Consider the following 22,393-nt stretch of genomic DNA (forward strand, 5'->3'; position numbering starts at 1 on the left):
GCGAAAGTCTAAATCCTTCATCAATCATCTTTATTTAATCTCCACCGTATATTTAAAGAGAATGGAGGATGAATATGGAACCTTTGCGGAATAAATATGTAACTGAAAAAGACGGTCAATTATGGTTTACGGAAGATGAACGAGATAATTTAAAAATAAGCTATCGAATTAAAAAAATCATCTTTGAAGAAAAGTCTCCATTTCAACACATTATGATTTTAGATTCCTATGATTTTGGAAGAATGCTCGTCTTAGATGGAGTTGTTCAAACGACGACAATGGATGGTCATTATTACAATGAAATGATTTCCCATGTCCCTCTTTCCATCCACCCATCACCAAAGAATGTCCTCATAATCGGTGGTGGAGATTGTGGCGTTGCCCATGAAGTATGTCGATACAAACTAATCGAACAGATAGATATGGTCGAGATTGACGAAAAGGTTGTTCAAGTAAGCATAGCGTTGTTGCCAGAGATATCAGGTCATTTATCTGATGCTCGTGTTCATTTTTTCTATGAAAATGGCCAAAAATTTGTTCAAAACAGAACGAAAGAATACGATCTCATTATCATCGATTCATCGGATCCAGTTGGTCCTGCTGCAGCTTTGTTTGAAAAAAAGTTTTATAAAAATATACATTCGGCATTAAAAGATGATGGATTAATGGTTTGTCAAAGTCAATCCCCTCTGTTTCATCAAGAAATGATGAAACAATGCTACTCGAGAATTAGTCAAATTTTTCCGAAGACGATGCTCTATACTGCCGTAATCCCCACCTATCCAGGCGGATTATGGAGCTTTACCATCGGCTCAAAACAATACGACACAGAAAATATGACAAATCGATATACGAAGGAAACACGCTATGTTAATGAATCGATTCTATCGAGCTGTTTTTTCCATCCGCAGTTTTTGAAAATGATATTAAAAGAATAAAAAGGAAGGCCGGTAGACATCGTCCTCTACCAGCCATCCTTTTTATCCTAGTTCTTCACCTCATACTGGAGCCAATCTGAGCCATTAATCTGATTCGAAACATCAATTATTTTTTGTTTCACACGTTCTTTTTCTTTTCCTTCTAACATAGTTGGGCGGTAATCATTTCGATTCGTTAGAGAAGATATAGAAAAAGGAATAACTTTAATTTCCTTTTTGTCTGTTAGGTTTCCATTTTGCAAATGAAAGGTTTGCTGAAAGACATAAGTATCTTTATCGCTTGGGTTACGGTTTCCGCCAAACATGAAGTTTCCTAAACTATAAACAATAAATTTCCCATTATACTCTTCAATGCCTTGTACAACATGGGGATGATGGCCAACAACCAAATCCGCTCCATTGTCGACCGTAAAGCGAGCAAGTGTTTGCTGAGATTGAGTAGGAACATATTCTCTCTCTACGCCCCAATGGAAATGTACAAGAATAAGTTCTACACCTTGATTTCGTAATTCTGTTATATCGTTTGAAATCCGGCTGCGAATTTCAGTCGTATCAGCCCATCCCTCATAGCCTAATGCCCCTACTTTTACATCTTTTATTGTCGTGACATATTTATGGTCATAGCCGAAGTATCCAATATTCTCGTTCTTTAATGATGTCATTGTGTCATCATAACCTTGTTGTAAATAATCATGAATATGATTATTGGCAAGATTTACAGATTCAATTCCAGCTAATGAAAGGATTTTTGCATAGGAGGGGTCCCCTTTAAAGCGGAATTTTTTTTCTGCTTTCCTTGTAGCATTCGTAAGAGTCGTCTCTAGATTCACCGTTGAGAGGTCATCACCTTTGAAAACATCCTTCAAACCGCCTACAAAATGAGAAAGTCCATTTTGATCCGCCTCATGTACAAAGGTGCCATGATAACCAAACGATTCATCTGTACCGAGTGTAAAGTCACCTGCAGCACTGATCTTAATCGTTGTCTCCATGACCGGCTCCTCTTTTGGCAGAGGCTGTTTCGTCGATTGAGGTAAAATCCCATTTGTCCCGATCTCTCGAATATGACTCATTTCTGTTAAATTGTTAGCATCTTTTTGCAGCATGTAATAAACTAGAAAACCGCCAGCAATAATAATCATAAAGACTCCAATCAAATAGGGTAAAAACCTATTTTTATGGCGGCGCTTTTCCTTACTTCTCTCTTTTCTGCTTGTCATCTTAAGTATTTTCCCCTTTTATTGTCTAAAACCACATTTTTTGTTACTAGTGTGTTCATTTGGCTAGAAAGTATTACGTAAGAAATCTAATACATCTATACTACCATCCGAAGGTATACATAAAAAGAAAAAAATGATAAGATTTCAAAATTTACCCACTAGTATAATATGGAAAAATCCTAGGGAATCTGACGGTGTTTATCTTTGGATTTAAAAATCCTTTCTTACTGTGGAATCTCTAACACAATTTTCCCAAAATGCTTTCCATTTTCCATCTCATCGTGAGCATCTTCTACCCTCTCTAATGGAAAAACATCACTTACAACCGGTTTAAGTTTATACTCATTAAAAAGATTTAACATTTTCATAAATTCATTTCGATTTCCCATTGTCGTACCCATAAGCGTTAATTGTTTGAAAAAAATATGCGGCATTAGGAGATGATTGACAGGTCCTAATGTAGAACCAAATGAGACAATTTTGCTACCAGGCTTGGCTAGCTTAATTAAGTCCTTTAATGTATCCCCTCCGATAGAATCGATGGCAAGGTCAGCTCCTCCAGATAGTGAAGACAATTGCTTTACCCAATCTTCTTGACGATAATTAACACCGCCTGTTGCACCGAGTTCGAGCGCCTTTTCAATTTTTTCGTCACTACTTGAGGTGATGTATACCTTTGCACCTAAAGCCGATGCAATTTGTAACGCAAGCGTTGCAACTCCTCCACCAATACCAGGAATAATCACAGTCTCACCAGCTTGAACCTGTCCCTTAGTAACAACGGCACGATAAGCAGTTAAGCCACCTAAAGGTAATGCAGCAGCTTCTTCCCATGTTAAATGCTCAGGTTTCGGAAAGACATTTTCAGCTGGAACTTTTATATATTGCGCATATGTACCATTAATGGGTACCCCGAGTACAGAAAAATTAGCTTCTGGAAAGTTAGGATTTTCTCCCCAACCCATTCCAGGATTTATGACCACTTCATGACCAATCTTAAACCCTTCAACCCCATCGCCAATTTCAGCAACAACCCCTGCTCCATCAGAACCAGGAATAGATGGGACACGGATCCCAGGATAGAGACCTTGACGAATAAAGACATCTCTTCGATTTAAAGCAGCTGTTTTGAGTCGAATCACTACTTCACCTGCTCCAGCTGTTGGTGTCTCCACTTCCTCATAGTACAAATTCGCCATACTTTCACCAGGTTTTACCTTATCTTTTAAAACGAATGCTTTCATCATTTTCTCTCCTTTTTACCGTCTATAAATAAATCTTAACATAATCTACCATGAAGAAGACTGATTTTGAAAACCCTTACCTTGGCGATTTTATGAATTATCTTTCATTACCATACCACTCAATGGAGAAAACTCATTTATTTGTGATAATCTAATGATGTAGAAGATTTCATTAGGGATGTGTTAATCATGAGCAATTTATTACCACCAAAAGGTGACTTTCAAACCTTTAGCGACGAAGAACATTATGCTGAAAAAGTGAAGGAATGGGGACTATCAGCAACAAAAGAAGTAAAAAAAGAGTTTTGGTACAAAACGGGTAACCATGAATGCAAAGTTACCATTAAGGGATATGAAGCATATGGCAAGGGCGAAGAATATAACACGCTTGTGATTGAATTTGACGATGGTCAATTGAGTTGCATCCATCCGGCTTACTTAAAAGAAATGCAAGCCTCAAGCTTCACAAAAACAGTCATCACAGATTCAGAAAAAATGATGGTTGAACCGAAAAAAGAAGCCCGCCAAAAAATCGAGAAAAAGACAACTACCACAAGCGAAAAAGCACCTAAAAAAGAAAAGAAGGCAGCACCGAAAAAAATTGAACTGCCTTTAGAGAAGGTTCATTTCTCTGCAGAGGTGCAACAGTTCGCTTATAGCTGGAACCATTTTAATGAAGAAAATGATGAAGTTATTGTGCTAAAAGATGTCGTAATCGCACAGGAACCACCATTAGAAATAGGACTAGCATGGTGTAGCCACTCCAAAACATTGAAAAAATTTGCACTCTCTCCAGGAGATAAGCTCGAGTTTGATGGGAAAATTGTGAAGAAAAAACTTCCCAATGGAAAGGATGTAGAAGAGGAATACTTAGTTCCCGAACCTGCTCCATATAAGGTAAATAACCCATCTAAAATCGTCAAAAGCGAATAATATTTCTGGTCGTCTGAGACAATTTCCCTTGTTTCAACGACCTGCTTCTTCATATTTTTGCTTATAATGTGCTAAAGCAAGCAATGGATAAATATAACGATAACTATGATAGTGAATATAGAAGTCTCCAGCCATCCCCTGTCCTTTCGGATAATCGGTTGTCCAGTCATCACGTTTTAGGTGATTTAGTAAATACGTGATCCCCTTCTTGATTTCTTTCGATGGACGTTCATTCGCTGCGATGAGAGCATCAACTGCCCATGCTGTATGAGTCAGCGTGCTTGTAAGTGGCACAAACTTATTCTCACTATCACTTTTACATGACTCTCCCCAGCCACCGTCTTCATTTTGAACTTTTTTAATCCAAAGAAGTCCATTGGCAACAGCCGAATTCGCAGGAGATACACCAACAGCTATTAAACCGGTAATGGCTGCCCATGTACCGTATAGATAACAGATTCCCCATCTACCGTACCAAGAACCATCCATTTCTTGATTACGTTCAAGTGATTGAATCCCTGCCTGAACAATAGAATGGGTGTATGTTAGATGGGTGTATTCTCCTAGAAACTGCAAGGTTCTCCCTGTTAAATCTGGTGAAGGGGGATCCGTGAGGATAAATTCAGCTTTTTCAATTGGCAACATTTTAAAAAATGAACGATTTGTATTTTTCTCAAATGCTGGCCAGCCCCCATCATCATTTTGCATTGATAGTACCCAAAGAATCCCTCTTTCCCATGCTTGACGATCATGAGTATTAGTCGTGACAGAACGTGCGATGGCGCGTAAAGAAGCTGTTGTATCATCGACATCTGGATTAATCGTATTAATATGGGAAAATCCCCACCCTCCTGGAAATGCATTCGGATTATGGATGACCCAATCTCCATACAAATGATGCTGTTTCTTTAGTAAGTATTGGTTTGCTCTATCGATAACCTTATCTTCTGGCGTTACCCCTGCTTCTTGTAAGGCGTAACTGATTAAAGAAGTATTCCAAACGGATGCCGTTGTATATTGCATATGGCTGTGCCCTTTTACGATTGTCCTCATTGACTTAAGCCCTTTGACAGCTCGTTGAATCAACGGTTTCAGGCTATCATCTTGTAAAGCATGTAAAGCAAAGATCATGAGAAATGTTGAACTGAAATAGTTATAAAAAGTGCCATCCTTTTCAATATGGGAGAGCATATATTGTTTTGCTTTCATTTTTGCCTTCTTCTTAAGTTGACTTGGTAGTCCTACTAATTGTTTAATTCCATCGGTTATAAGTGAGGTGAAGGAACGCCATTGTTCCATTTCTTCTTCGTTTCCTCCTTCTTCCCGCAAAAATAACTCCGATAAATCTGGACTATTTTTCGTTTTCATCGAAAATTTATGGTCTGCTAGAATCATAATGGGAAGCAAATTGGCGCGTCCAAACACGGATAATTGATAGAAATTAATCGGAAAAGAGACTGGAAACAACATGAACTCTAAAGGGATGAAAAAAGCGGGCCATTTATATTGACCAGTAATCGCAAGCATAATTTTCGTAAACAAGTGAGCCTTATTTGCACCACCATTCGCTAAGATATATCTTCTTGCTATTCTTAATCGTTTATCTGTTTTCTCAAGGTATCCAGAATATAATAACGCATAATATGCTTCTACAGTCGCCGTTACGTTCCCTTCACCTTGATCATAAAATAACTTCCATGCTCCATTCTCTTCCTGTTTACTCAAAATTCTTTTCGTCAGTTCCTGTATTAAGTTTTCATCATCAATCTCTAACGTTCTTAATAAAATGATCATATAGCAATCAGTTGAGATTCCTGTTTCAAAAGGGTACTCCCATGACCCTGATTCCGACTGATCCCTTTTCAAAGTATCAATTAAGAATTTGATTCCATCCTGTACATTTTCTTGCAATGTTATCACTCCAGTAGAGGAAATTGTTTCTATATTCATATTCCCTCCTTAAACCGAACATTCACGAGAAATCATGACTACATAAAACAAAGGAGGAGAAAAGCTTGGGCAAGCTTTTTACAAAAGAGTCTCCCTTTCTACCTGAGTCTTTGAGGCGAATTAAAAAAGGGTTACGAGCAAACAAGAAAAAGTCTCCACATACTCCTTCCTTAGAAGAGAGGAACATCATAAAAAAAATAGAAGAAGAAACAAAAGAATGGAATGTAAATAATGTAACGAGAACAAAAGCTTATCTTGATTTTTCTTTGAAACGTCCTGAAGTCCAATGGGCTTTTTTAGGTCATATGGTATCCAGAAATGGCGGTTGGAATATGACCGATTTAAAAGGTGGATTCCTCACAAAACTTCTTTCTAGTAATGAAGCTCTCAGCTTCTTCAACTTTTTAGAGAGAGGAAATTGGCTGATTTTTCAAGATGCCTATCCTCAATTTCTTTTATATGAGGAAAGTTTAAAAAGAGGAGAAAAGCTTTTTCATTTATTACCACAATTTCACGTTTCTCAATTTATGGAAACCATCTGGAATGACTTTTGGTCCCATCGTGATCCCTCGTTATTAACGACAGCATTAATCATAAACGAACAGAGCTATTTAGAAGAACGAGTCATTCGTCACCCAACATATAAGAAGGAAGTGTTAGATTCTTTAGAGTTTATGCTACAGGACATCCTCTCCATGAACCACATTTTATTTCCATTTGAAGAGAATGGACAAATACAATTAGTCGGAGAAACTCTTCATCATTTTCAAAGTCTGCATGAGCGTATCCTCCTCGGCAAAAGACTCTATAACATTTTATACGATGATAAAAGGAGATTAGAAAAAATTCAAGAATGGGCTAAAAGGACACCACATACCGGCTCAAGAAAGGATTATTGGCCCCATATTTTTAATTCGATTGAAGAAGTTGTACCAGGAACCGAACTAAAGAGACGTTTGAAAGGCTGTCAACTGATTCCTGGAGCGTATCGTTTCTATAGCCCAGCCTTAACGAATGCGTGGAATAATCAAGCTCATGAGACTGCTGAATTAGGAGATTGGTATAAAAGCTGGAAAGTTATCTACTATTTGCTCGACGAAGCAAAAAATGAAGAAAATGGAGAGATCGAAAATGATTACTGTAAAACCCTTGAAAGACTTGAACTCGCAGCCATCGCCAAAAAAGCCGTATCACTATTGGGATAGACTATTACCGACTGTCCTTTTAGCTACCTTAATCGGAACCTATTTAGATCTCTACTTTGTCGGAAAAGGGTTATATTCCTTTCCGCTTCGACCTTTTCCGTCTATCTTTACGATTAATCTATTATTTACTACCATTGTCCTCCCCATTTTTATTATCGTGTTTATACTCCTTTCCTTAAGGCTACAAAAGTGGATGAAGTTGATGTTTATCCTTACATTAAGTACGCTAATGGCAGCATTTGAAAAATTTGCAGAGTCCCTTGGCCTTTTTGTTCATCACGCTGCATGGCAACACTATTACTCTTTTTTTGGATACAGTGTTTACTTAAGTTTCATCCTCCTGTTCTATCATTTATTAACCATTAATGACTAGATAATCCTTTAGCATAAGGAATTATCTGCTTCAGTAACTCGACATTTACATTTGTCTTACAGCCCATTTTCTCTAGCATCAAGACCAAATCTTCTGTCGCAATATTCCCTGTCGCCCCAGGAGAATAAGGACAACCACCGAGTCCAGCAATAGAGCTATCAAATTTTGTGATTCCTGCTTGTAACGCTGCAATTACATTCGCTAATGCCATTCTTTCTGTGTCATGAAAATGTGCGACAAACGTCATTTCTGGAAAGAACTCTCGCAATCTCATAAAACGCTCATAGACTATTTTGGGATTGGCCTGACCATTCGTATCGCCCATGTCCATTTCATCTACTCCGTAGTGAATCAATGATTCACAAATGTAACGTACTTGTTCAAACGAAACATCCCCCTCATAAGGGCAGGAAAAAGACATGGAAACATATCCGCGGATAAATATTCCTTTCTTTTTTGCCAATTTAATTAACTGCTTACACTCTACTAACGAATCAGCAATGGATCGATTAATATTCTTTCGATTAAATGTCTCACTGGCCCCAATAAAAACAGCAACTTGTGGAACCCCAACAGAAATCGCCCGTTCAAGTGCTTTCAAATTAGGTGTAAGTGCCAGATAGGTCAGTCCTAATTCCTGACAATAGTGAGCAATTTCCTCAGCGTTTGCCATTTGTGGAACCCATTTAGGGTGGACAAAGGATGCCGTTTCAATTCTTGCAAAACCGCATTCTGCCAATCTTTTAATTAATGTTTTTTTATCAACCATTGCAATCGGTTTCGGCTCATTTTGTAAACCATCGCGAGGACCGACTTCGATAATTTCCACTTCTTTAGGCACATACATTGCACAAACCTCCTTCATTATAGGAAAAGTTCAATTACTACAATGTATGCGCCTAATCTTTTGCTTACTATTTAAAAACCATTTTTATATACTTTAGACCATTTTTAACATTAGGATAGCGTAGAGGAATATCAAATAAGGTCGTTTGCTTTAAAATGCTTTTTTTATGTGAAAAGGTATCAAAACTTTCCTTACCATGGTAGGCTCCAGTTCCGCTATTTCCTACTCCACCAAATGGTAGATAAGGACTTGAAATATGGTACACTGTGTCATTAATGCAACCACCACCAAATGAAACATGAGCGAGAATCTTCTCTTGCACGGTATTGCTTTCTGTAAATAAATACAACGCTAACGGCTTTGGATGGTTAACGATTTCTGTTACTACTTCTGGTAGCTGTTCATACTCAAGCACTGGAAGGATTGGACCAAAGATTTCATTGTCCATTACTTTGTCCTCCCATGTTATATCCGTTAGTACAGTTGGAGAAATCAATAATTGTTCCAGTGACGTTTCCCCACCATGAAAAATGGAACCTTCTGATAAAAATGATTCGAGCCTGTTAAAATGGCGCTTGCTAACAATTCTTGTATACTCCATATTTTTTAAAGGTTCCAGACCATAAAGTTCTGTCAACGCATTTCTTAAATGAGTTAAAAACGCTTCCTTAATGCTTTTATGTACGTATATGTAATCAGGAGCAATGCAAGTCTGACCAGCGTTCATAAACTTTCCCCAAGCAATTCGTTTCGCAGCAATCTTTAGATTTGCATCTTGATGAACAATACATGGGCTCTTTCCACCTAATTCAAGTGTCACTGGGGTTAAATGTTTCGATGCTGCTTTCATGATAATCTTTCCCACTTCAACACTGCCGGTAAAAAAGATGTAATCAAGTCTTTCATTCAAAAGGGCTTCACTCGTTTCAACCCCACCTTCGACGACTGTAATGTATTCTTTTGGAAAATGGCGCTTCATTAGTTCAGCAAGAACTTCTGATGTTCTAGGTGTGAGTTCTGATGGTTTTACAATCGCACAATTCCCTGCCGCAATGGCACCAATAAGTGGAGCAATTGCCAGTTGAAACGGGTAATTCCATGGGGCAATTATTAAGGTTACTCCATACGGTTCAGGGTAAATATAGCTTTTTGAACCAATGTGAGTGAACGGTGTTTTCACTTTTCGCGGTTTTGCCCAGCGCCGGAGATTTTTTAAAGTGAAGCGTATTTCTTCAAGAACAATGCCAATTTCAGTAGAATAGGCATCAAATTCAGACTTATTCAAATCATCCTTCAAACTTTGTATGAGCTGCTGTTCCCCTTCGCGAATTGCGTTGCCTAACTTTTGTAAAGCTTCAATGCGAAAGGCTAAATCTTTCGTCTCACCTGTTTGAAAATAAGCTCTTTGCTTTAATAATAGATCAGCGTAATTAAACATTCCTTCATTCTCCTAAAACAGACTTTTCCATCTGTGCTACTAAGGTATCGTATTATTCGGAATGGTCGACATTAGGCCAGTCCAAAACCATTAATCGTACAGAAAAAAACCTATAAAATGATAGTACCAATAATCGAGCGTTGATGCGAAAATTTCTATCTCATTTCCTCTCATAAAATTGAAAAAGACAATAAAGACGACTACATAACCGTTCTTTATTGTCTTTCATTCTTTATTTTGGTTGCATTCTGATAGCTCCATCAAGTCGAATCGTATCTCCATTGAGCATTGGATTTTCAATGATGCTTGTTGCTAACATTGCATATTCAGCAGGATAGCCTAATCTCTTAGGGAAAGGAACCATAGCCCCAAGCGCCTCTTTTGCTGAAGTAGGAAGTGATTCAAACATAGGAGTATCAATCAGGCCTGGTGCGATGCTGACGTTTCGTATTCCATATTTAGCTAACTCTCTTGCAATCGGCAAAGTCATCCCAACAACTCCGCCCTTCGAAGCACTGTAAGCAGCCTGACCAATTTGACCTTCAAAAGCAGCTACTGAAGCGGTGCTAATTATAACACCTCGTTCTCCTTCTTCGTTTGGCGTATTCGCAATCATTTTTTCTGCAGCTAAACGAATGACATTGAATGTTCCGATCAAGTTCACTTGAATCACTTTCGAGAAGGTTGATAAATCATGAGGTTCTTCACGCCCTAGTACTTTTTTAGCAATACCAATCCCTGCACAATTGATCACTGCATGAAGAGCTCCAAACTTCTCAATCGTTTTACGAATGGCATGTAATACTTGTTCTTCACTTGTTACATCCGTCTCGATATAAAGAGTACGTTCAGAACCAAGCTTCTCTACTAATGCCATCCCTTTTTCCTCTGCTACATCCAAAATCGCCACATAGCCTCCATGCTCGACAATTCGTGTTACCGTTGCTTCGCCTAAGCCAGACGCACCACCTGTGACTAAGGCTACGATATTATGTAGTTTCATCTACTCATCTCCTTTATTAATCATAATCTAGCATTTTTCAATAATGGTAGCGTTCGCCATGCCCCCTCCCTCGCATACTGCTTGCAGGCCATATTTACCATTTGTTCTCTCTAGTTCATGCATCATTGTAATCATGAGTCGAGCCCCACTTGCTCCAAGCGGATGTCCTAATGCAATCGCTCCACCATTCGGATTTAACTTTTTAGAATCCGCCCCTATTTCTGTTAACCAAACAAGCGGTACGGGGGCAAATGCCTCGTTTACTTCATACGTATCAATAGCATCTATTGAAAGTCCTGCTTTTTTCAGTACATCCTTTGTTGCTTCTATCGGTCCCGTCAGCATTAATGTTGGGTCAGAACCGACGACTGTACGAGCAATTATTTTAAATCTTGGTTTAAGGCCGAGTTCCTCTGCTTTTTCTTTAGACATTAATAAAAGTGCTGCAGCCCCATCGCTCATTTGACTTGAATTTCCAGCATGAATTTTACCATCTTCAATAAATACTGGCTTCAATGTTGCCAGTTTCTCAAGAGATGTTTCTCGTCTTGGCCCTTCATCTTGAGTCATCATCTGTTTCGTTCCATCATCAAGAGTAATCTCTATTGGCATGATTTCTCGATTAAAATAGCCTTTGTCTTGGGCATGTAATGCTCGTTGATGACTCTCAAAAGCAAATTTATCGAGCTCATTTCTCTTTAATCCCCATTGCTCAACAATGCGCTCTGCAGAAAGTCCTTGATTAATCATTTCATAACGGGAAGTAAGAGCTTTACTCCAGTCAGTTGTTTTCCTCGTTGAATTCATCGGTACTCTTGACATACTTTCCACTCCACCAGCAATTACAATATCCATATCTCCACTTAAAATAGCTTGCGCTGCAAAATGAACGGCTTGTTGACCTGAGCCACATTGCCGATCAATCGTAGTCCCTGGTACTTCAATAGGAAAATCTGCCATTAATGCAGCCGAACGAGCGATATTTACTCCTTGTTCTTCTACTTGAGATACACATCCTAAAATAACGTCCTCTACCATTTCCGCTGAAATGCCTGCACGAATCACCAATTCCTTTAACACCTTTGCCGCCAATTCATCAGGTCTTTCATTCTTCAATAATCCGTTTCTTTTTCCAACAGGTGTTCTTACAGCTTCCACAATCACGACTTCTCTCATATAGAAACCTCCTTAAAATATCCTATGTTATGAAACTACTTTATTATCCTAATAATTTGTTAACGCTTACAAATAAATCCACCAACCTATTTTTGCTCTTAACAAACCAATTATATCATGTTTAATTTAAAATTTTCTGTAAATTAATCAAAGAGGTTGATTGAATAATTTTTATAAGCTATTCAGAAAAAAAGGATTTTTTTCCCTCATCTATATGCTAAAATACCTAGAGACATTGAGAAAAGGATTGAGAATATTGAAAAATTTAATAGACAAATTTAAACGTTTCATATCTAAACAAACGAAAGAAACTCCACAAGAGTTTATCCATGAGAATAATGTACAGCTATTAAAAAGATTAAACATTGTATCCATCATTCTTACGATACTGTATCTTTTTTATCTATACGCTGACTTTGTCATGTTGAACAGTGTTGAAAATACTTTATTCCGATACATTCTCATTGTTATTCATCTCTTAAGCTTATTCATTTCAATCATTTATTTATGTATCTACCCGAATATAAAAAAGAGCGCGACATTTATAAACTCTAAAAAGGCGACGATCTTAATTGTTTCATATATTTCCATGTACTTGTTGCTCGGTGCAGCAGGCTCTATAAACAGTCAAAACTTTTCAGGAAACATAGATGCCTATATCACAATTGTAATAGGAGTAGCTGTTTTATTTCATCTAAGTCCAATTTTTCTCATTCCTGCCTTTCTTATTGCCCATCTTATTCTTTATATCGGTTTACTCTACACTGTTCATGATTCTGCAGATTTAGTAACGAAGCAAATTAATTCAACTGCAACTGTCATCATCGCTTTATTTATTGGCATCATTTTCTACTCAAATAAAAAGAAAGAGTACTTTCATCAAGAGAATTTTGCCAAACTTTTTGAAATTAACCCTTACCCACTTGTCTTAACGAAGATCAATGATGGGAAAATAGTGAAGATTAACCAACGAGCCCTTCGATTTTACGGGAAAAATGAGGATGAACTCGACAAAGTACGTGCAGGAGAATTTTATAAGAACGAAAAACAGCGGGTAGACATGATAGAACAACTAAAGAATTATGGTTTTGTAAAAAATCTCGTGCTCGAACAAAAAACCGCAAATGGAGAATATAAATGGGTCCAATTAAATTATGAGTTAGTTGAATATGGAGGAGAACAATGTATTCTTGCAGGTGTTACAGATGTAACGAGCTTAAAAGAAATCGAAGCCGAGCTTATGCTTCATGCCACAATTGATCCTCTAACGGGTATTCGTAATCGTCGAAGTGGGCTTCAATATCTTAATGAGCTTCTGGTTAATAGTAAAACATCAGGGGAATCTTTTATCCTCTGTTTTATTGATGTTAATAATTTGAAAATAGTCAATGATAAGTATGGACATGCTGAAGGAGATAATTTAATTAAGACCGTTTGTCAAATTATCCAAGAACAGATCGAGGAACAAGATCTCTTTTTCCGCTATGGCGGTGATGAATTCATCATCGTGTTCACTGAAAAGGAAGTTCATGAAGTTCATCAGTTGTGGGAGAGGATCGTAGTCCTTTTATCTGAAACTACCCCAAAACCGTATCAAATTTCCGTTAGCCATGGCTTAATTTCATATGATCCGAATCAAGACATGACACTGCAAGAAATGATTGAACAAGCAGATCAGGAAATGTATCGAGAAAAGCAATTGTTGAAACGTTTAGTGTAAAGAGAGAGGCTGGAATCAACAAGTCGGTGGTAACGACTTGTTGATTCCAGTTTGGAGCGGATAAATTGTTCGTATAAACAGTTGGATTATCGGTATGAAAAAATAACAGGAAAAATTCCGCTTAATGAGCAACCATCATGAAAAAGAGCCGAAATAACAGGAATAATTCCTGCTATTCCCTGTAAAAATGCTAAAATAAACGATTTTGCCTTCTATAAGCGGAAAATCTTCCGTTATTTCCTCTAAAAGGGACTCCATTGGGGAGATAACAGGAAAAATTCCGCTTAAGGGGTGAGAGAGTTGGAGCAAACTAGGGTCTTATAGTAGAATTTTAGACAAAGCGGAAATCGAGTGGGATTCTTGAAGGCTAATTTGCGTTTCACTCGATTTTTTTGAACGTGGAAAAAACGAAATGGGTCTTGCGTTCATACAAAAATAGAGAAAGGTGATTTGAGTACCCTCAGGATTCACCTTTCTCATGATCTGAAGCTAGTTATGTCCCAGCTTCTTCCTTTTTCTCTTTAACTAATTTCCTCTTCCGATTGTTCATCGTGAAGATATTGACGTTTACTAGCGACTTGAGTTAGTTCAGTTCTTTTCACTAAATACTGCAAATGTTGGAGAGGCATAGAGCCATGGCCCTTTCCTTCGGCTAACGTAAACTGAACGGTACCGCCACTTAAATTCGTAATCGTTAACGATCTTGCTGAATTATAATATCCCTTAATATCTTTTGAAATTTGAAACTTTGCACCAACCTCTATTGACATTCAAACTACTCCTTTTTTGAGTAGTATGCCCTTAAATAAAGTCGTTTCATACATTTTCCAAAGCTGTTATGAACTGTTATTTAAACCAACCTTTTTCTTTAAAATGAGTAATGGCTTCGATTCTGTTTTTTACGTCTAATTTATCTAGTATCGTTGAAATATAATTACGTACTGTACCTGTTTTAATGCTCAGTTCTTCGGCAATTTCTTTTGTGTTCCGCCCATCTGCCACAAGTTCAAGAACCTCTAACTCCCGATCAGTAAGTGGATTATCTCCTGCGTACATATCATCCATCAATTCCGGAGCGTATACCCTTCTTCCAGAATTCACATCTCGAATCGATTTTGCTAACTCTTCACTCGGACTATCTTTAAGCAAATATCCTTTAACACCAGCCTTTAGCGCACGTTGAAAATAGCCAGTGCGAGCAAAGGTGGTGAGAATCATGACGTTGCAATCAAAGCCCTTCATTTCTTCGGCCGCTTCTAATCCCGTTTTTTCTGGCATTTCAATATCCATTAAACATATGTCCGGCTTTAATTGACGAACTAATTTAATTGCCTCTTCCCCATTTGAAGCTTTCCCGACAATTTCCATATCATCTTCAAGACTAAGTAAGGAGCCTAATGCTCCTAGAAGCATTCGTTGATCCTCTGCAATCACAATCCTGATCATCCTCTAATTCCCTCCCTTATATTTTTAATATTTGGAACCGTCATCACAATCACAGTCCCATTTCTTGTTAATATTTCTAAGCTGCCATTTACAAATTCAAGTCGTTCTCTTATCCCTAGTAAACCGCTTCCCTTATTATCATTCATTTGTTCTTGTATCCCAATGCCATTATCGATAACTTCAATGCGAATATCATTGATCGATTGAGAGATCGTTATTTTACAAGAAGTCGCTTGACTGTGCTTCACCACATTTGTAACGATTTCTTTTAAACACATGCTTAATATATTTTCTAAAAACAGTGAGATGTTTGTTAATGATTCCTTTTGTACAACTGTAAGGTCAATTTCAGCTGCTTCCAATAATTTACTTACTTCAACTAACTCATCCTTTAAGCGAATTCCTCTCATAGAGGAAACCATTTTACGAACTTCATTTAACGCTTGACGTGAAGTTTGTTGAATATCTTTTAATTCACTTCTGGCCTGTTCCGGGTCTTTATAGACAAGTTTTCTTGCTAAATCAGACTTTAATCCAATTAAAGAAAGTCTTTGGCCAAGTGTATCATGAAGGTCGCGGGCGATACGTTGCCGTTCCTCTTGCTTAACAAGCTCAGCGATCCTTTTATTTGCATACTCAAGTTGTTCTTCTAACTTTCCTTGCTTCTTTTTATTATAGAGATTAAAAGGGAGTAGAATAACGCTTATCCATATAATGATGACAAATGGGAGTTGTTCGATAAAAAGACTCTTTTGCATCACTAAATTATAGTTAATAGCTGCCGTTGTAACGACTAAATGAATGACATATAAAGTTAAAAAGGCGACTCGATTTCGAATATTCCCATTATAATAAGCTATATAAAATGCGAAATAAATAAAATCAAATAGAATCGTCATTGTCATCGAGATGCTAATTAAAATGATCGTCCACACATACACAGGCCATTTTTTTGATAAGAAAGCAAAACGGTAAGTAATAAAGAAAGTAGCCGTTAAAAGTAGTCCGATGATAATTTCCATTGTAGAAGACGATTGAAAAATAAAATAAAATGGCAATATGCTAATAATTGTCCAAATATAAGGAGATATTCCTGAAAATTTTTGCTTGAGCATTTGTTTATTGAACATAATATGAGTCCTCGAAATTTTATGACTTTCCTCAAATTTTATCACAATTAGGAAACTCTCAAAAAGAAAATAGTCGCTCTAGGTTAGAACGACTAATTACGATTACACTTCAGGCGTAATTTTTGCTTTACTTGCCTTCTTTGCTTTCAATTCCCTAAACCCGACAAACTTCTTTTCATTTTCGTCCCAAAGATGAAATTTGATCGATTCAATACTAGTTGATAATGTCACGGTTGGTACATTTTGTAACGGTGGAGTATGTTCATGTGCTTGTTCAAGTTTGTAATTCGGAATCCGTGGACTTAAATGGTGAACATGGTGGTAACCAATATTACCTGTAAACCATTGCAGTGCTTTTGGAAGCTTATAAAATGAGCTCCCTTCAACGGCCGCCCGTACATACTCCCAGCTATCATCTTCCTCAAAGTATGAATCTTCAAATGTATGCTGAACATAAAACAACCATATTCCTGCAGCACCTGAAATCATGAAAATCGTTCCTTGAATGAAAAGGAATGACTGCCAGCCAAGTGTTATACAAAGTAAAGCCGTTAATCCAACAATCGCTACATTTGATACATATGTGTTTATACGTTCTTTTTTACGAGCACCTTTTCGATTAAAACGATTTTCGATTAAAAATACGTAAATTGGACCTAACACAAACATGACAAATGGATTGCGATATAATCGATATTTAATTTTTGTCCACTTATCTGCTTGTAAATATTCGTCTACTGTGAGCATCCAAATATCACCTGTACCACGTTTATCTAGATTCGAGCTAGTAGCATGATGAACAGAATGATTATGTTGCCACTGACGATATGGGAATAATGTTAAAATGCCAGTGATCGTTCCCAAAATATCATTGGCTTTTCGATTTCTAAAAAATGAGTAATGGCAGCAATCATGAAAAATGATGAACACTCTCACTAAAAATCCAGCTGCAATAACAGACAAAATAAACGTTAACACATAGGAGATCGTCAAAGCTTGATAAGCGAGTATCCATAATAAAAAGAATGGAATCATCGTGTTTCCTATCTGGAGGATACTATTTTTTGTAGTGGATTTTTCAAACGGAGCCATTTGTTTTCGAAGACTTCTTTGCTTTTCTTTAATCATGCACTTGCATCCCTTCGTCATCTGTTTTTTTATACTATGTTAATCATAACAAAGGCTATAAATTATGGTAGACATAGTTGTCATGTTCAATACATGATAAATGTCATATATAAGATATTTTTTTTACTTTTTTTGTGTTTTAACCAAAAAAATCCTTCGTTCAAATGACCGAAGGACGATATATTTTATTTACACCCTAGAATACAATGACCATCAGGGGGCAAGACAAAACTTTCTTCAACGTATGTTCCCTTTACTAGATCACAATACAGACTTCCTAATTCGAGAGGAAATGGATTTTTCGAACGATTTACCCCTACGATTACTTTTTCAACATCATTTTTTCTTTGAAAAATAAATACTTGTTCATTTGCAAATATGGTTTCATAGCTTCCTTCTTTAAAAACATCCCATTCTTTTCTGAGTGCTCCTAAATTTTGATACCATTTAAGTAACTCTGTACTCTCTTTTCCCCATGGAAAGCAGCGACGATTAAACGGATCTTCATAGCCTTCCATCCCTACTTCATCACCGTAATAAATACATGGTACACCTGGTAAAGTCATTTGAATTAAACTCGCCATTTTTAACAGTTTGATCGCCTTCTGTTTTTCCTCATCTGACATGATCGTATTAGCCTGCACTTCTCTTGTCGTTTCATCTAATTCTTTGCCACCTAAAGCGGTTAGAATCCGTTTCGTATCATGTGTACCAAGCATATTCATTAAACAATGTACGACGCAAAGTGGATAATTTTGCAAAATCGATGTGACGACTTCATGTAAATTTTCGGCATCCCCATATCTTACAAATCGAATGATCGCATTCATGAATGGATAATTCATAATGCTATCCATTTGTTGTCCTAACAGATAGCGCCGTCTTTGCCCATAGGACATTTTATAGGAAGCATCTTCCCAAACCTCACCGATTAAGAGTGTATCACTATTATAGCTCTTTACTGCATTACGAAAGGAGTCAATGAAACGGTCTGGTAATTCATCTAGGACATCCAGCCTCCATCCAGATGCCCCCTCCTTCAACCATTTCCTCGCTATCCCTTCACTTCCTGTAATAAAATCTAAAAAGGTAGGTTCATTTTCATTTACAGCTGGCAATGTTTTGATCCCCCACCAACTCTCATATAAATCTGGATAATCTAAGAAGGTATACCACGAGTAAAAAGGGGATTCTTTCGACTGATAAGCACCAATACTATCATATGACCCATTTTTATTAAAATAAACACTATTAGATCCGGTGTGATTAAAAACTCCATCGAGAAGGATTCGAATTCCTCGTTTTTTACTTTCCTGACAAAGTTTGCGAAACTCCTCTATTGTACCAAACGTCGAATCAATTTTTGTAAAATCACCAGTGTCATACTTATGATTAGAGAATGCCTCAAAAATTGGACTTAAATATATACATGTGACACCTAATTCTTTAAGATAATCTAATTTATTCAAGATCCCTTTTAAGTTCCCTCCGAAGAAATCATTATTAACTATTTCTCCTTCTTCATTTGGAAGATAAACAGGGATGCCGCCCCAGTCATCTCGCCATACAATATTTTCTTTTGTCGGCGGAACCCCTATTCGAGCAAAACGATCCACGAAAATATGATAAATTAGCCCCCCCTTAATCCAATCAGGTGTCTTGAAGGAATGATCATATACCGTTAACTGCCAAGAAGGTGGTTCCTCGTTTGAATCCAAAATGCTTAGCCCTTTTTTTCCAATATAAAAAGTGTTTGAAACGCTTTCCAATTGAAAGTAATACCAGTTAAGCCCCTGCCGCTCGACGTTTATCGTTGTGGTATAAACATCTTTGCCTCCCTTAATTCCATCCCAATTCATTTTTAAATATTGATAATGATTGGTTTCATCATTAATCAAGACGAGGCAAACACTTTTTATATAATAAGTACGAGGAATTTCAATCTCAAATTCTATCGACGATTCAGTTGATACGGCACCAGATGGATGACGAAAGTTCCCTTCCTTAAATCGTGAACAGATTTGCTCTAACACAGTGACAGCTCCTTATTTCTTTTGCTGTACATTCCGAACTTACGCTCAAATTGTAACAAGTCATATGAGAGTAGGAATGTTCCATATTTGCTTCGTATATTCTTGTATGCTCCTGTCTGCGGCAAAACGCTCAGCACCAGCAATATTCATCAATGACATTTGATTCCATTTAATAGGATCATTATACTCATCTAACAATTGTTGATAAACGCCTAGATAGTCCTGAAAGTCAGCGAGACACATATAGGGATCCCCGATCCCGTAATCTCCTACCAATAAATATCGGTAAATGGATTCAAATGATTCTCCGTTAAATCCTTGTCGCAAGGAATTGACCACTTTATGGATCTTTTCATTATTATGATAATAAGAGGATGCCGCATAGCCTTCCTTCCATTTTCTTTCCACTTCTTCTGCATTCATACCAAAAATAAACATATTTTCTTTTCCAACTGCTTCATGGATCTCTACGTTAGCCCCATCCATTGTCCCAATGGTTAACGCTCCATTAATCATCATTTTCATATTCCCTGTCCCGCTCGCTTCTTTACCTGCCAAGGAAATTTGTTCACTAACCTCAGCTGCAGGCAATAAGCTTTCTGCCATCGTAACATCATAATTTTCTAAAAAAACCACACGAATTTTTTCCCGTATCGTAGCATCCTTTTCAATATGGGCACTTAAATGCCAAATTAGACGTATCACTTCTTTGGCCGTATAGTAGCCTGGCGCTGCCTTCGCTGCAAACAAAAAAGTCTGCGGTGGTATATTTAAATTAGGATTTTCTTTTAAGTCTAAATAGATTGATATAATTCTCAATGCATTGAGCAACTGTCGTTTGTATTCATGTAGTCTCTTTGCCTGAACAACGAAAATAGATTCAGGATCCATAGTCACTCCATATTTATGCATTCGATTAGCAAAACGAATTTTATTCGCTAATTTAATGGATTGTAATTGTTCAAGAACGCTGTTATCTTCATAAAAAACACGAAACTTCCCAAGTTGTCTTGCATCTTTTTTATACCTGGTTCCAATGCATTCGTCCAAAAGCTTTCCTAATAGCGGATTAGACTGACAAAGCCATCTCCGATGCGCAATTCCATTTGTAACACTGGTGAATTTTTTTGCTTCGACTTGATAATAATCAGAAAAGACTTGTTTCTTTAAAATATCGGAATGAAGCTTTGATACTCCATTGACGCGAGATGAACCAATGACACATAAATTTGCCATCCTAATTTGTCCATGACTAATAATCGCCATCCGCTCAATTTTATCCCAATCTCCCGGATACCGTTTCCATAATTCTTGACAATAGCTTTCATTCAATCCTTTAATAATTCCATAGATTCTTGGTAATTGTCCTTTTATTAAATCTTCTGGCCATTTTTCCAGTGCTTCTGACAAGACAGTATGATTTGTATAGCTAACGGTTTGCTTTACGATTTGATAAGCTTTTGGCCAACTGTATTGATACTCATCGAGAAGAATACGCATCAATTCAGGGATACAAAGAGCAGGATGTGTATCATTTACATGAATCGCTACTTTGGCGCTAAAGTTGTCTAATGATTCATATTGTTGTAAATGCTCTGAGATAATATCTTGAATCGTCGCTGAGACAAGAAAATACTGTTGTTTTAATCGTAATGATTTGCCTTCAAAGTGATTATCTGAAGGATATAACACTTTACAAATCAGTTCTGCATTCATTTTTTCTGTCATTGCCCGATCGTAATCACCACTAGCAAATGACCCCATATCAAAATTATTTAAATCTCGTGCACGCCATAATCTTAATATAGCTACGCCTTCTGAATCAGCACCTGAAATCATCAAATCATAGGGGACAGCTTCGATTTCGTCGTAATTAAGATGCTTAACCTCTAATCCTTCATCGGTCCAATTTTCTTCTACATGCCCGTTAAAGCGTACATGACAAACGAGATCATTTCGTTGATTCAACCAAACATGGCCCCCAGGTAACCAAATATCTGGGAGCTCCATTTGCCAACCATCGACGATTTTCTGTTTAAAAAGGCCGTACTCATAACAAATTGAATAGCCCATTGCTGGATATTCTAGTGTGGCTAAAGAGTCCATAAAACAGGAAGCTAGCCTGCCAAGCCCGCCATTTCCTAATCCTGGATCCGGTTCTTCTTGATAAAGGTCTTCTAGTTCAAAATTCCACTCTTCTAAAACTTCACGGAACATCTCTTCAATCCCTAGATTATATAAATTGTTTTTAAGAGAGCGACCGACAAGAAATTCCATGCAAAGATAATAGATTTTCTTTGATTCGTTCTCTTTGATTTTTTGATTAAACTTCGTACGTTTTTCTGATAACAACTCAAGAACCGTTCGAGCACAGCTTTTATACATTTGAGCACGATCAGCTTCTGTTGTTGATATTCCATAATGCCTCGATAGTTTACTACGAATAATCGTACTTAATTCTTCTTTTGTGATGTTGTTTTCCATGGAGATACCTCCTGTCAAAACGTGTTTTATAATTTTTGGCATTGTCTATTACAGGCCATACTAACTTTAGTGAAATATCTCCTTGAACAAACGTTATTTTTGCGTAAGATTGTGATATCCATTCC

The 22,393-nt window shown here is 37.3% G+C and carries 18 protein-coding genes; 5 read left to right on the forward strand and 13 right to left on the reverse strand.

What is annotated here, in order from left to right; all coding sequences use genetic code 11:
• Positions 1-74: 74 nt before the first annotated feature.
• Complete coding sequence (gene speE / locus BMSHG_RS16580; RefSeq protein WP_019155580.1) at positions 75-938, forward strand: polyamine aminopropyltransferase; 864 nt, start codon at positions 75-77, stop codon at positions 936-938.
• Positions 939-985: 47 nt separating this feature from the next.
• Here the strand turns inward: speE and BMSHG_RS16585 are convergent, their stop codons facing one another.
• Together BMSHG_RS16585 and BMSHG_RS16590 are read right to left on the reverse strand one after the other, a co-directional pair.
• The gene (locus BMSHG_RS16585) at positions 986-2,158 is read right to left on the reverse strand and encodes a CapA family protein (RefSeq protein ID WP_019155581.1); all 1,173 of its coding nucleotides are present in this window, start codon (positions 2,156-2,158) and stop codon (positions 986-988) included.
• Between the two features lie 224 nt (positions 2,159-2,382).
• Entirely contained in the window at positions 2,383-3,402 is a 1,020-nt protein-coding gene (locus tag BMSHG_RS16590; protein ID WP_019155582.1) for a quinone oxidoreductase family protein, read from the reverse strand.
• Between the two features lie 189 nt (positions 3,403-3,591).
• Here BMSHG_RS16590 and BMSHG_RS16595 point away from each other — a divergent pair, with 189 nt between their 5' ends.
• Complete coding sequence (locus tag BMSHG_RS16595; protein ID WP_019155583.1) at positions 3,592-4,335, forward strand: hypothetical protein; 744 nt, start codon at positions 3,592-3,594, stop codon at positions 4,333-4,335.
• 33 nt (positions 4,336-4,368) lie between these two features.
• Here the strand turns inward: BMSHG_RS16595 and shc are convergent, their stop codons facing one another.
• Positions 4,369-6,285: a squalene--hopene cyclase gene (shc, locus tag BMSHG_RS16600; RefSeq protein WP_019155584.1), complete on the reverse strand. Its 1,917-nt coding sequence runs from the start codon at positions 6,283-6,285 to the stop codon at positions 4,369-4,371.
• Positions 6,286-6,350: 65 nt separating this feature from the next.
• Between shc and BMSHG_RS16605 the strand changes: the two genes are divergently transcribed.
• Both BMSHG_RS16605 and BMSHG_RS27170 read left to right on the forward strand, forming a co-directional pair.
• Positions 6,351-7,490 carry a DUF2515 domain-containing protein gene (locus BMSHG_RS16605; RefSeq protein WP_019155585.1) on the forward strand — a complete coding sequence of 380 codons (1,140 nt, stop codon included), beginning with the start codon at positions 6,351-6,353 and terminating at the stop codon, positions 7,488-7,490.
• Positions 7,417-7,863: a CBO0543 family protein gene (locus tag BMSHG_RS27170; protein WP_051030942.1), complete on the forward strand. Its 447-nt coding sequence runs from the start codon at positions 7,417-7,419 to the stop codon at positions 7,861-7,863. The genes BMSHG_RS16605 and BMSHG_RS27170 overlap by 74 nt, the downstream gene beginning before the upstream one ends.
• Here BMSHG_RS27170 and BMSHG_RS16615 read toward each other — a convergent pair.
• The 4 genes from BMSHG_RS16615 to BMSHG_RS16630 all read right to left on the reverse strand — a co-directional run bounded on the left by BMSHG_RS16615 (position 7,853) and on the right by BMSHG_RS16630 (position 12,327).
• The gene (locus BMSHG_RS16615; protein WP_019155587.1) at positions 7,853-8,710 is read right to left on the reverse strand and encodes a hydroxymethylglutaryl-CoA lyase; all 858 of its coding nucleotides are present in this window, start codon (positions 8,708-8,710) and stop codon (positions 7,853-7,855) included. The genes BMSHG_RS27170 and BMSHG_RS16615 overlap by 11 nt on opposite strands.
• A 67-nt stretch (positions 8,711-8,777) precedes the next feature.
• Positions 8,778-10,148: an aldehyde dehydrogenase gene (locus BMSHG_RS16620; RefSeq protein WP_019155588.1), complete on the reverse strand. Its 1,371-nt coding sequence runs from the start codon at positions 10,146-10,148 to the stop codon at positions 8,778-8,780.
• Between the two features lie 232 nt (positions 10,149-10,380).
• Positions 10,381-11,151 carry a 3-hydroxyacyl-CoA dehydrogenase gene (locus BMSHG_RS16625; protein WP_019155589.1) on the reverse strand — a complete coding sequence of 257 codons (771 nt, stop codon included), beginning with the start codon at positions 11,149-11,151 and terminating at the stop codon, positions 10,381-10,383.
• A gap of 27 nt (positions 11,152-11,178) precedes the next feature.
• Entirely contained in the window at positions 11,179-12,327 is a 1,149-nt protein-coding gene (locus BMSHG_RS16630; protein ID WP_019155590.1) for a thiolase family protein, read from the reverse strand.
• A gap of 256 nt (positions 12,328-12,583) precedes the next feature.
• Between BMSHG_RS16630 and BMSHG_RS26425 the strand changes: the two genes are divergently transcribed.
• Complete coding sequence (locus tag BMSHG_RS26425; protein WP_161601791.1) at positions 12,584-14,047, forward strand: sensor domain-containing diguanylate cyclase; 1,464 nt, start codon at positions 12,584-12,586, stop codon at positions 14,045-14,047.
• A gap of 521 nt (positions 14,048-14,568) precedes the next feature.
• Here the strand turns inward: BMSHG_RS26425 and BMSHG_RS16640 are convergent.
• The 6 genes from BMSHG_RS16640 to BMSHG_RS16665 form a co-directional block, all read right to left on the reverse strand.
• Positions 14,569-14,817, reverse strand: a complete 249-nt coding sequence (locus BMSHG_RS16640; protein ID WP_019155592.1) for a hypothetical protein — start codon at positions 14,815-14,817, stop codon at positions 14,569-14,571.
• A gap of 76 nt (positions 14,818-14,893) precedes the next feature.
• Positions 14,894-15,493, reverse strand: coding sequence for a response regulator transcription factor (locus BMSHG_RS16645; protein ID WP_019155593.1), 600 nt, complete (start codon positions 15,491-15,493; stop codon positions 14,894-14,896).
• On the reverse strand, positions 15,490-16,623 hold the full coding sequence (locus BMSHG_RS16650) for a sensor histidine kinase (RefSeq protein ID WP_019155594.1): 1,134 nt from the start codon (positions 16,621-16,623) through the stop codon (positions 15,490-15,492). The genes BMSHG_RS16645 and BMSHG_RS16650 overlap by 4 nt, the downstream gene beginning before the upstream one ends.
• A 102-nt stretch (positions 16,624-16,725) precedes the next feature.
• Positions 16,726-17,751 carry a fatty acid desaturase gene (locus tag BMSHG_RS16655; protein WP_019155595.1) on the reverse strand — a complete coding sequence of 342 codons (1,026 nt, stop codon included), beginning with the start codon at positions 17,749-17,751 and terminating at the stop codon, positions 16,726-16,728.
• Between the two features lie 185 nt (positions 17,752-17,936).
• Positions 17,937-19,784, reverse strand: a complete 1,848-nt coding sequence (locus BMSHG_RS26430) for a glycoside hydrolase family 13 protein (protein WP_019155596.1) — start codon at positions 19,782-19,784, stop codon at positions 17,937-17,939.
• A 60-nt stretch (positions 19,785-19,844) separates the two neighbouring features.
• Positions 19,845-22,268, reverse strand: coding sequence for a glycogen/starch/alpha-glucan phosphorylase (locus tag BMSHG_RS16665; RefSeq protein ID WP_019155597.1), 2,424 nt, complete (start codon positions 22,266-22,268; stop codon positions 19,845-19,847).
• Between the last annotated feature and the right edge of the window lie 125 nt (positions 22,269-22,393).

The sequence above is a fragment of the Robertmurraya massiliosenegalensis JC6 genome, from assembly GCF_000311725.1.
Lineage (GTDB): Bacteria > Bacillota > Bacilli > Bacillales > Cytobacillaceae > Robertmurraya > Robertmurraya massiliosenegalensis.

Bases quoted from the DNA above. Each gene is read 5' to 3' on its own strand.
- BMSHG_RS16615 (WP_019155587.1), bottom strand. From the start codon at position 8,710: ATGTATGTGCCTAAAGAAGTGGAAATTATCGAAGTCGGTCCTCGCGAT.
- BMSHG_RS16585 (WP_019155581.1), bottom strand. From the start codon at position 2,158: ATGACAAGCAGAAAAGAGAGAAGTAAGGAAAAGCGCCGCCATAAAAAT.
- speE (WP_019155580.1), top strand. From the start codon at position 75: ATGGAACCTTTGCGGAATAAATATGTAACTGAAAAAGACGGTCAATTA.
- shc (WP_019155584.1), bottom strand. From the start codon at position 6,285: ATGAATATAGAAACAATTTCCTCTACTGGAGTGATAACATTGCAAGAA.
- BMSHG_RS16640 (WP_019155592.1), bottom strand. From the start codon at position 14,817: ATGTCAATAGAGGTTGGTGCAAAGTTTCAAATTTCAAAAGATATTAAG.
- BMSHG_RS27170 (WP_051030942.1), top strand. From the start codon at position 7,417: ATGATTACTGTAAAACCCTTGAAAGACTTGAACTCGCAGCCATCGCCA.
- BMSHG_RS16595 (WP_019155583.1), top strand. From the start codon at position 3,592: ATGAGCAATTTATTACCACCAAAAGGTGACTTTCAAACCTTTAGCGAC.
- BMSHG_RS16625 (WP_019155589.1), bottom strand. From the start codon at position 11,151: ATGAAACTACATAATATCGTAGCCTTAGTCACAGGTGGTGCGTCTGGC.
- BMSHG_RS16655 (WP_019155595.1), bottom strand. From the start codon at position 17,751: ATGATTAAAGAAAAGCAAAGAAGTCTTCGAAAACAAATGGCTCCGTTT.
- BMSHG_RS16590 (WP_019155582.1), bottom strand. From the start codon at position 3,402: ATGAAAGCATTCGTTTTAAAAGATAAGGTAAAACCTGGTGAAAGTATG.
- BMSHG_RS16620 (WP_019155588.1), bottom strand. From the start codon at position 10,148: ATGTTTAATTACGCTGATCTATTATTAAAGCAAAGAGCTTATTTTCAA.
- BMSHG_RS16650 (WP_019155594.1), bottom strand. From the start codon at position 16,623: ATGTTCAATAAACAAATGCTCAAGCAAAAATTTTCAGGAATATCTCCT.
- BMSHG_RS16630 (WP_019155590.1), bottom strand. From the start codon at position 12,327: ATGAGAGAAGTCGTGATTGTGGAAGCTGTAAGAACACCTGTTGGAAAA.
- BMSHG_RS16645 (WP_019155593.1), bottom strand. From the start codon at position 15,493: ATGATCAGGATTGTGATTGCAGAGGATCAACGAATGCTTCTAGGAGCA.
- BMSHG_RS16665 (WP_019155597.1), bottom strand. From the start codon at position 22,268: ATGGAAAACAACATCACAAAAGAAGAATTAAGTACGATTATTCGTAGT.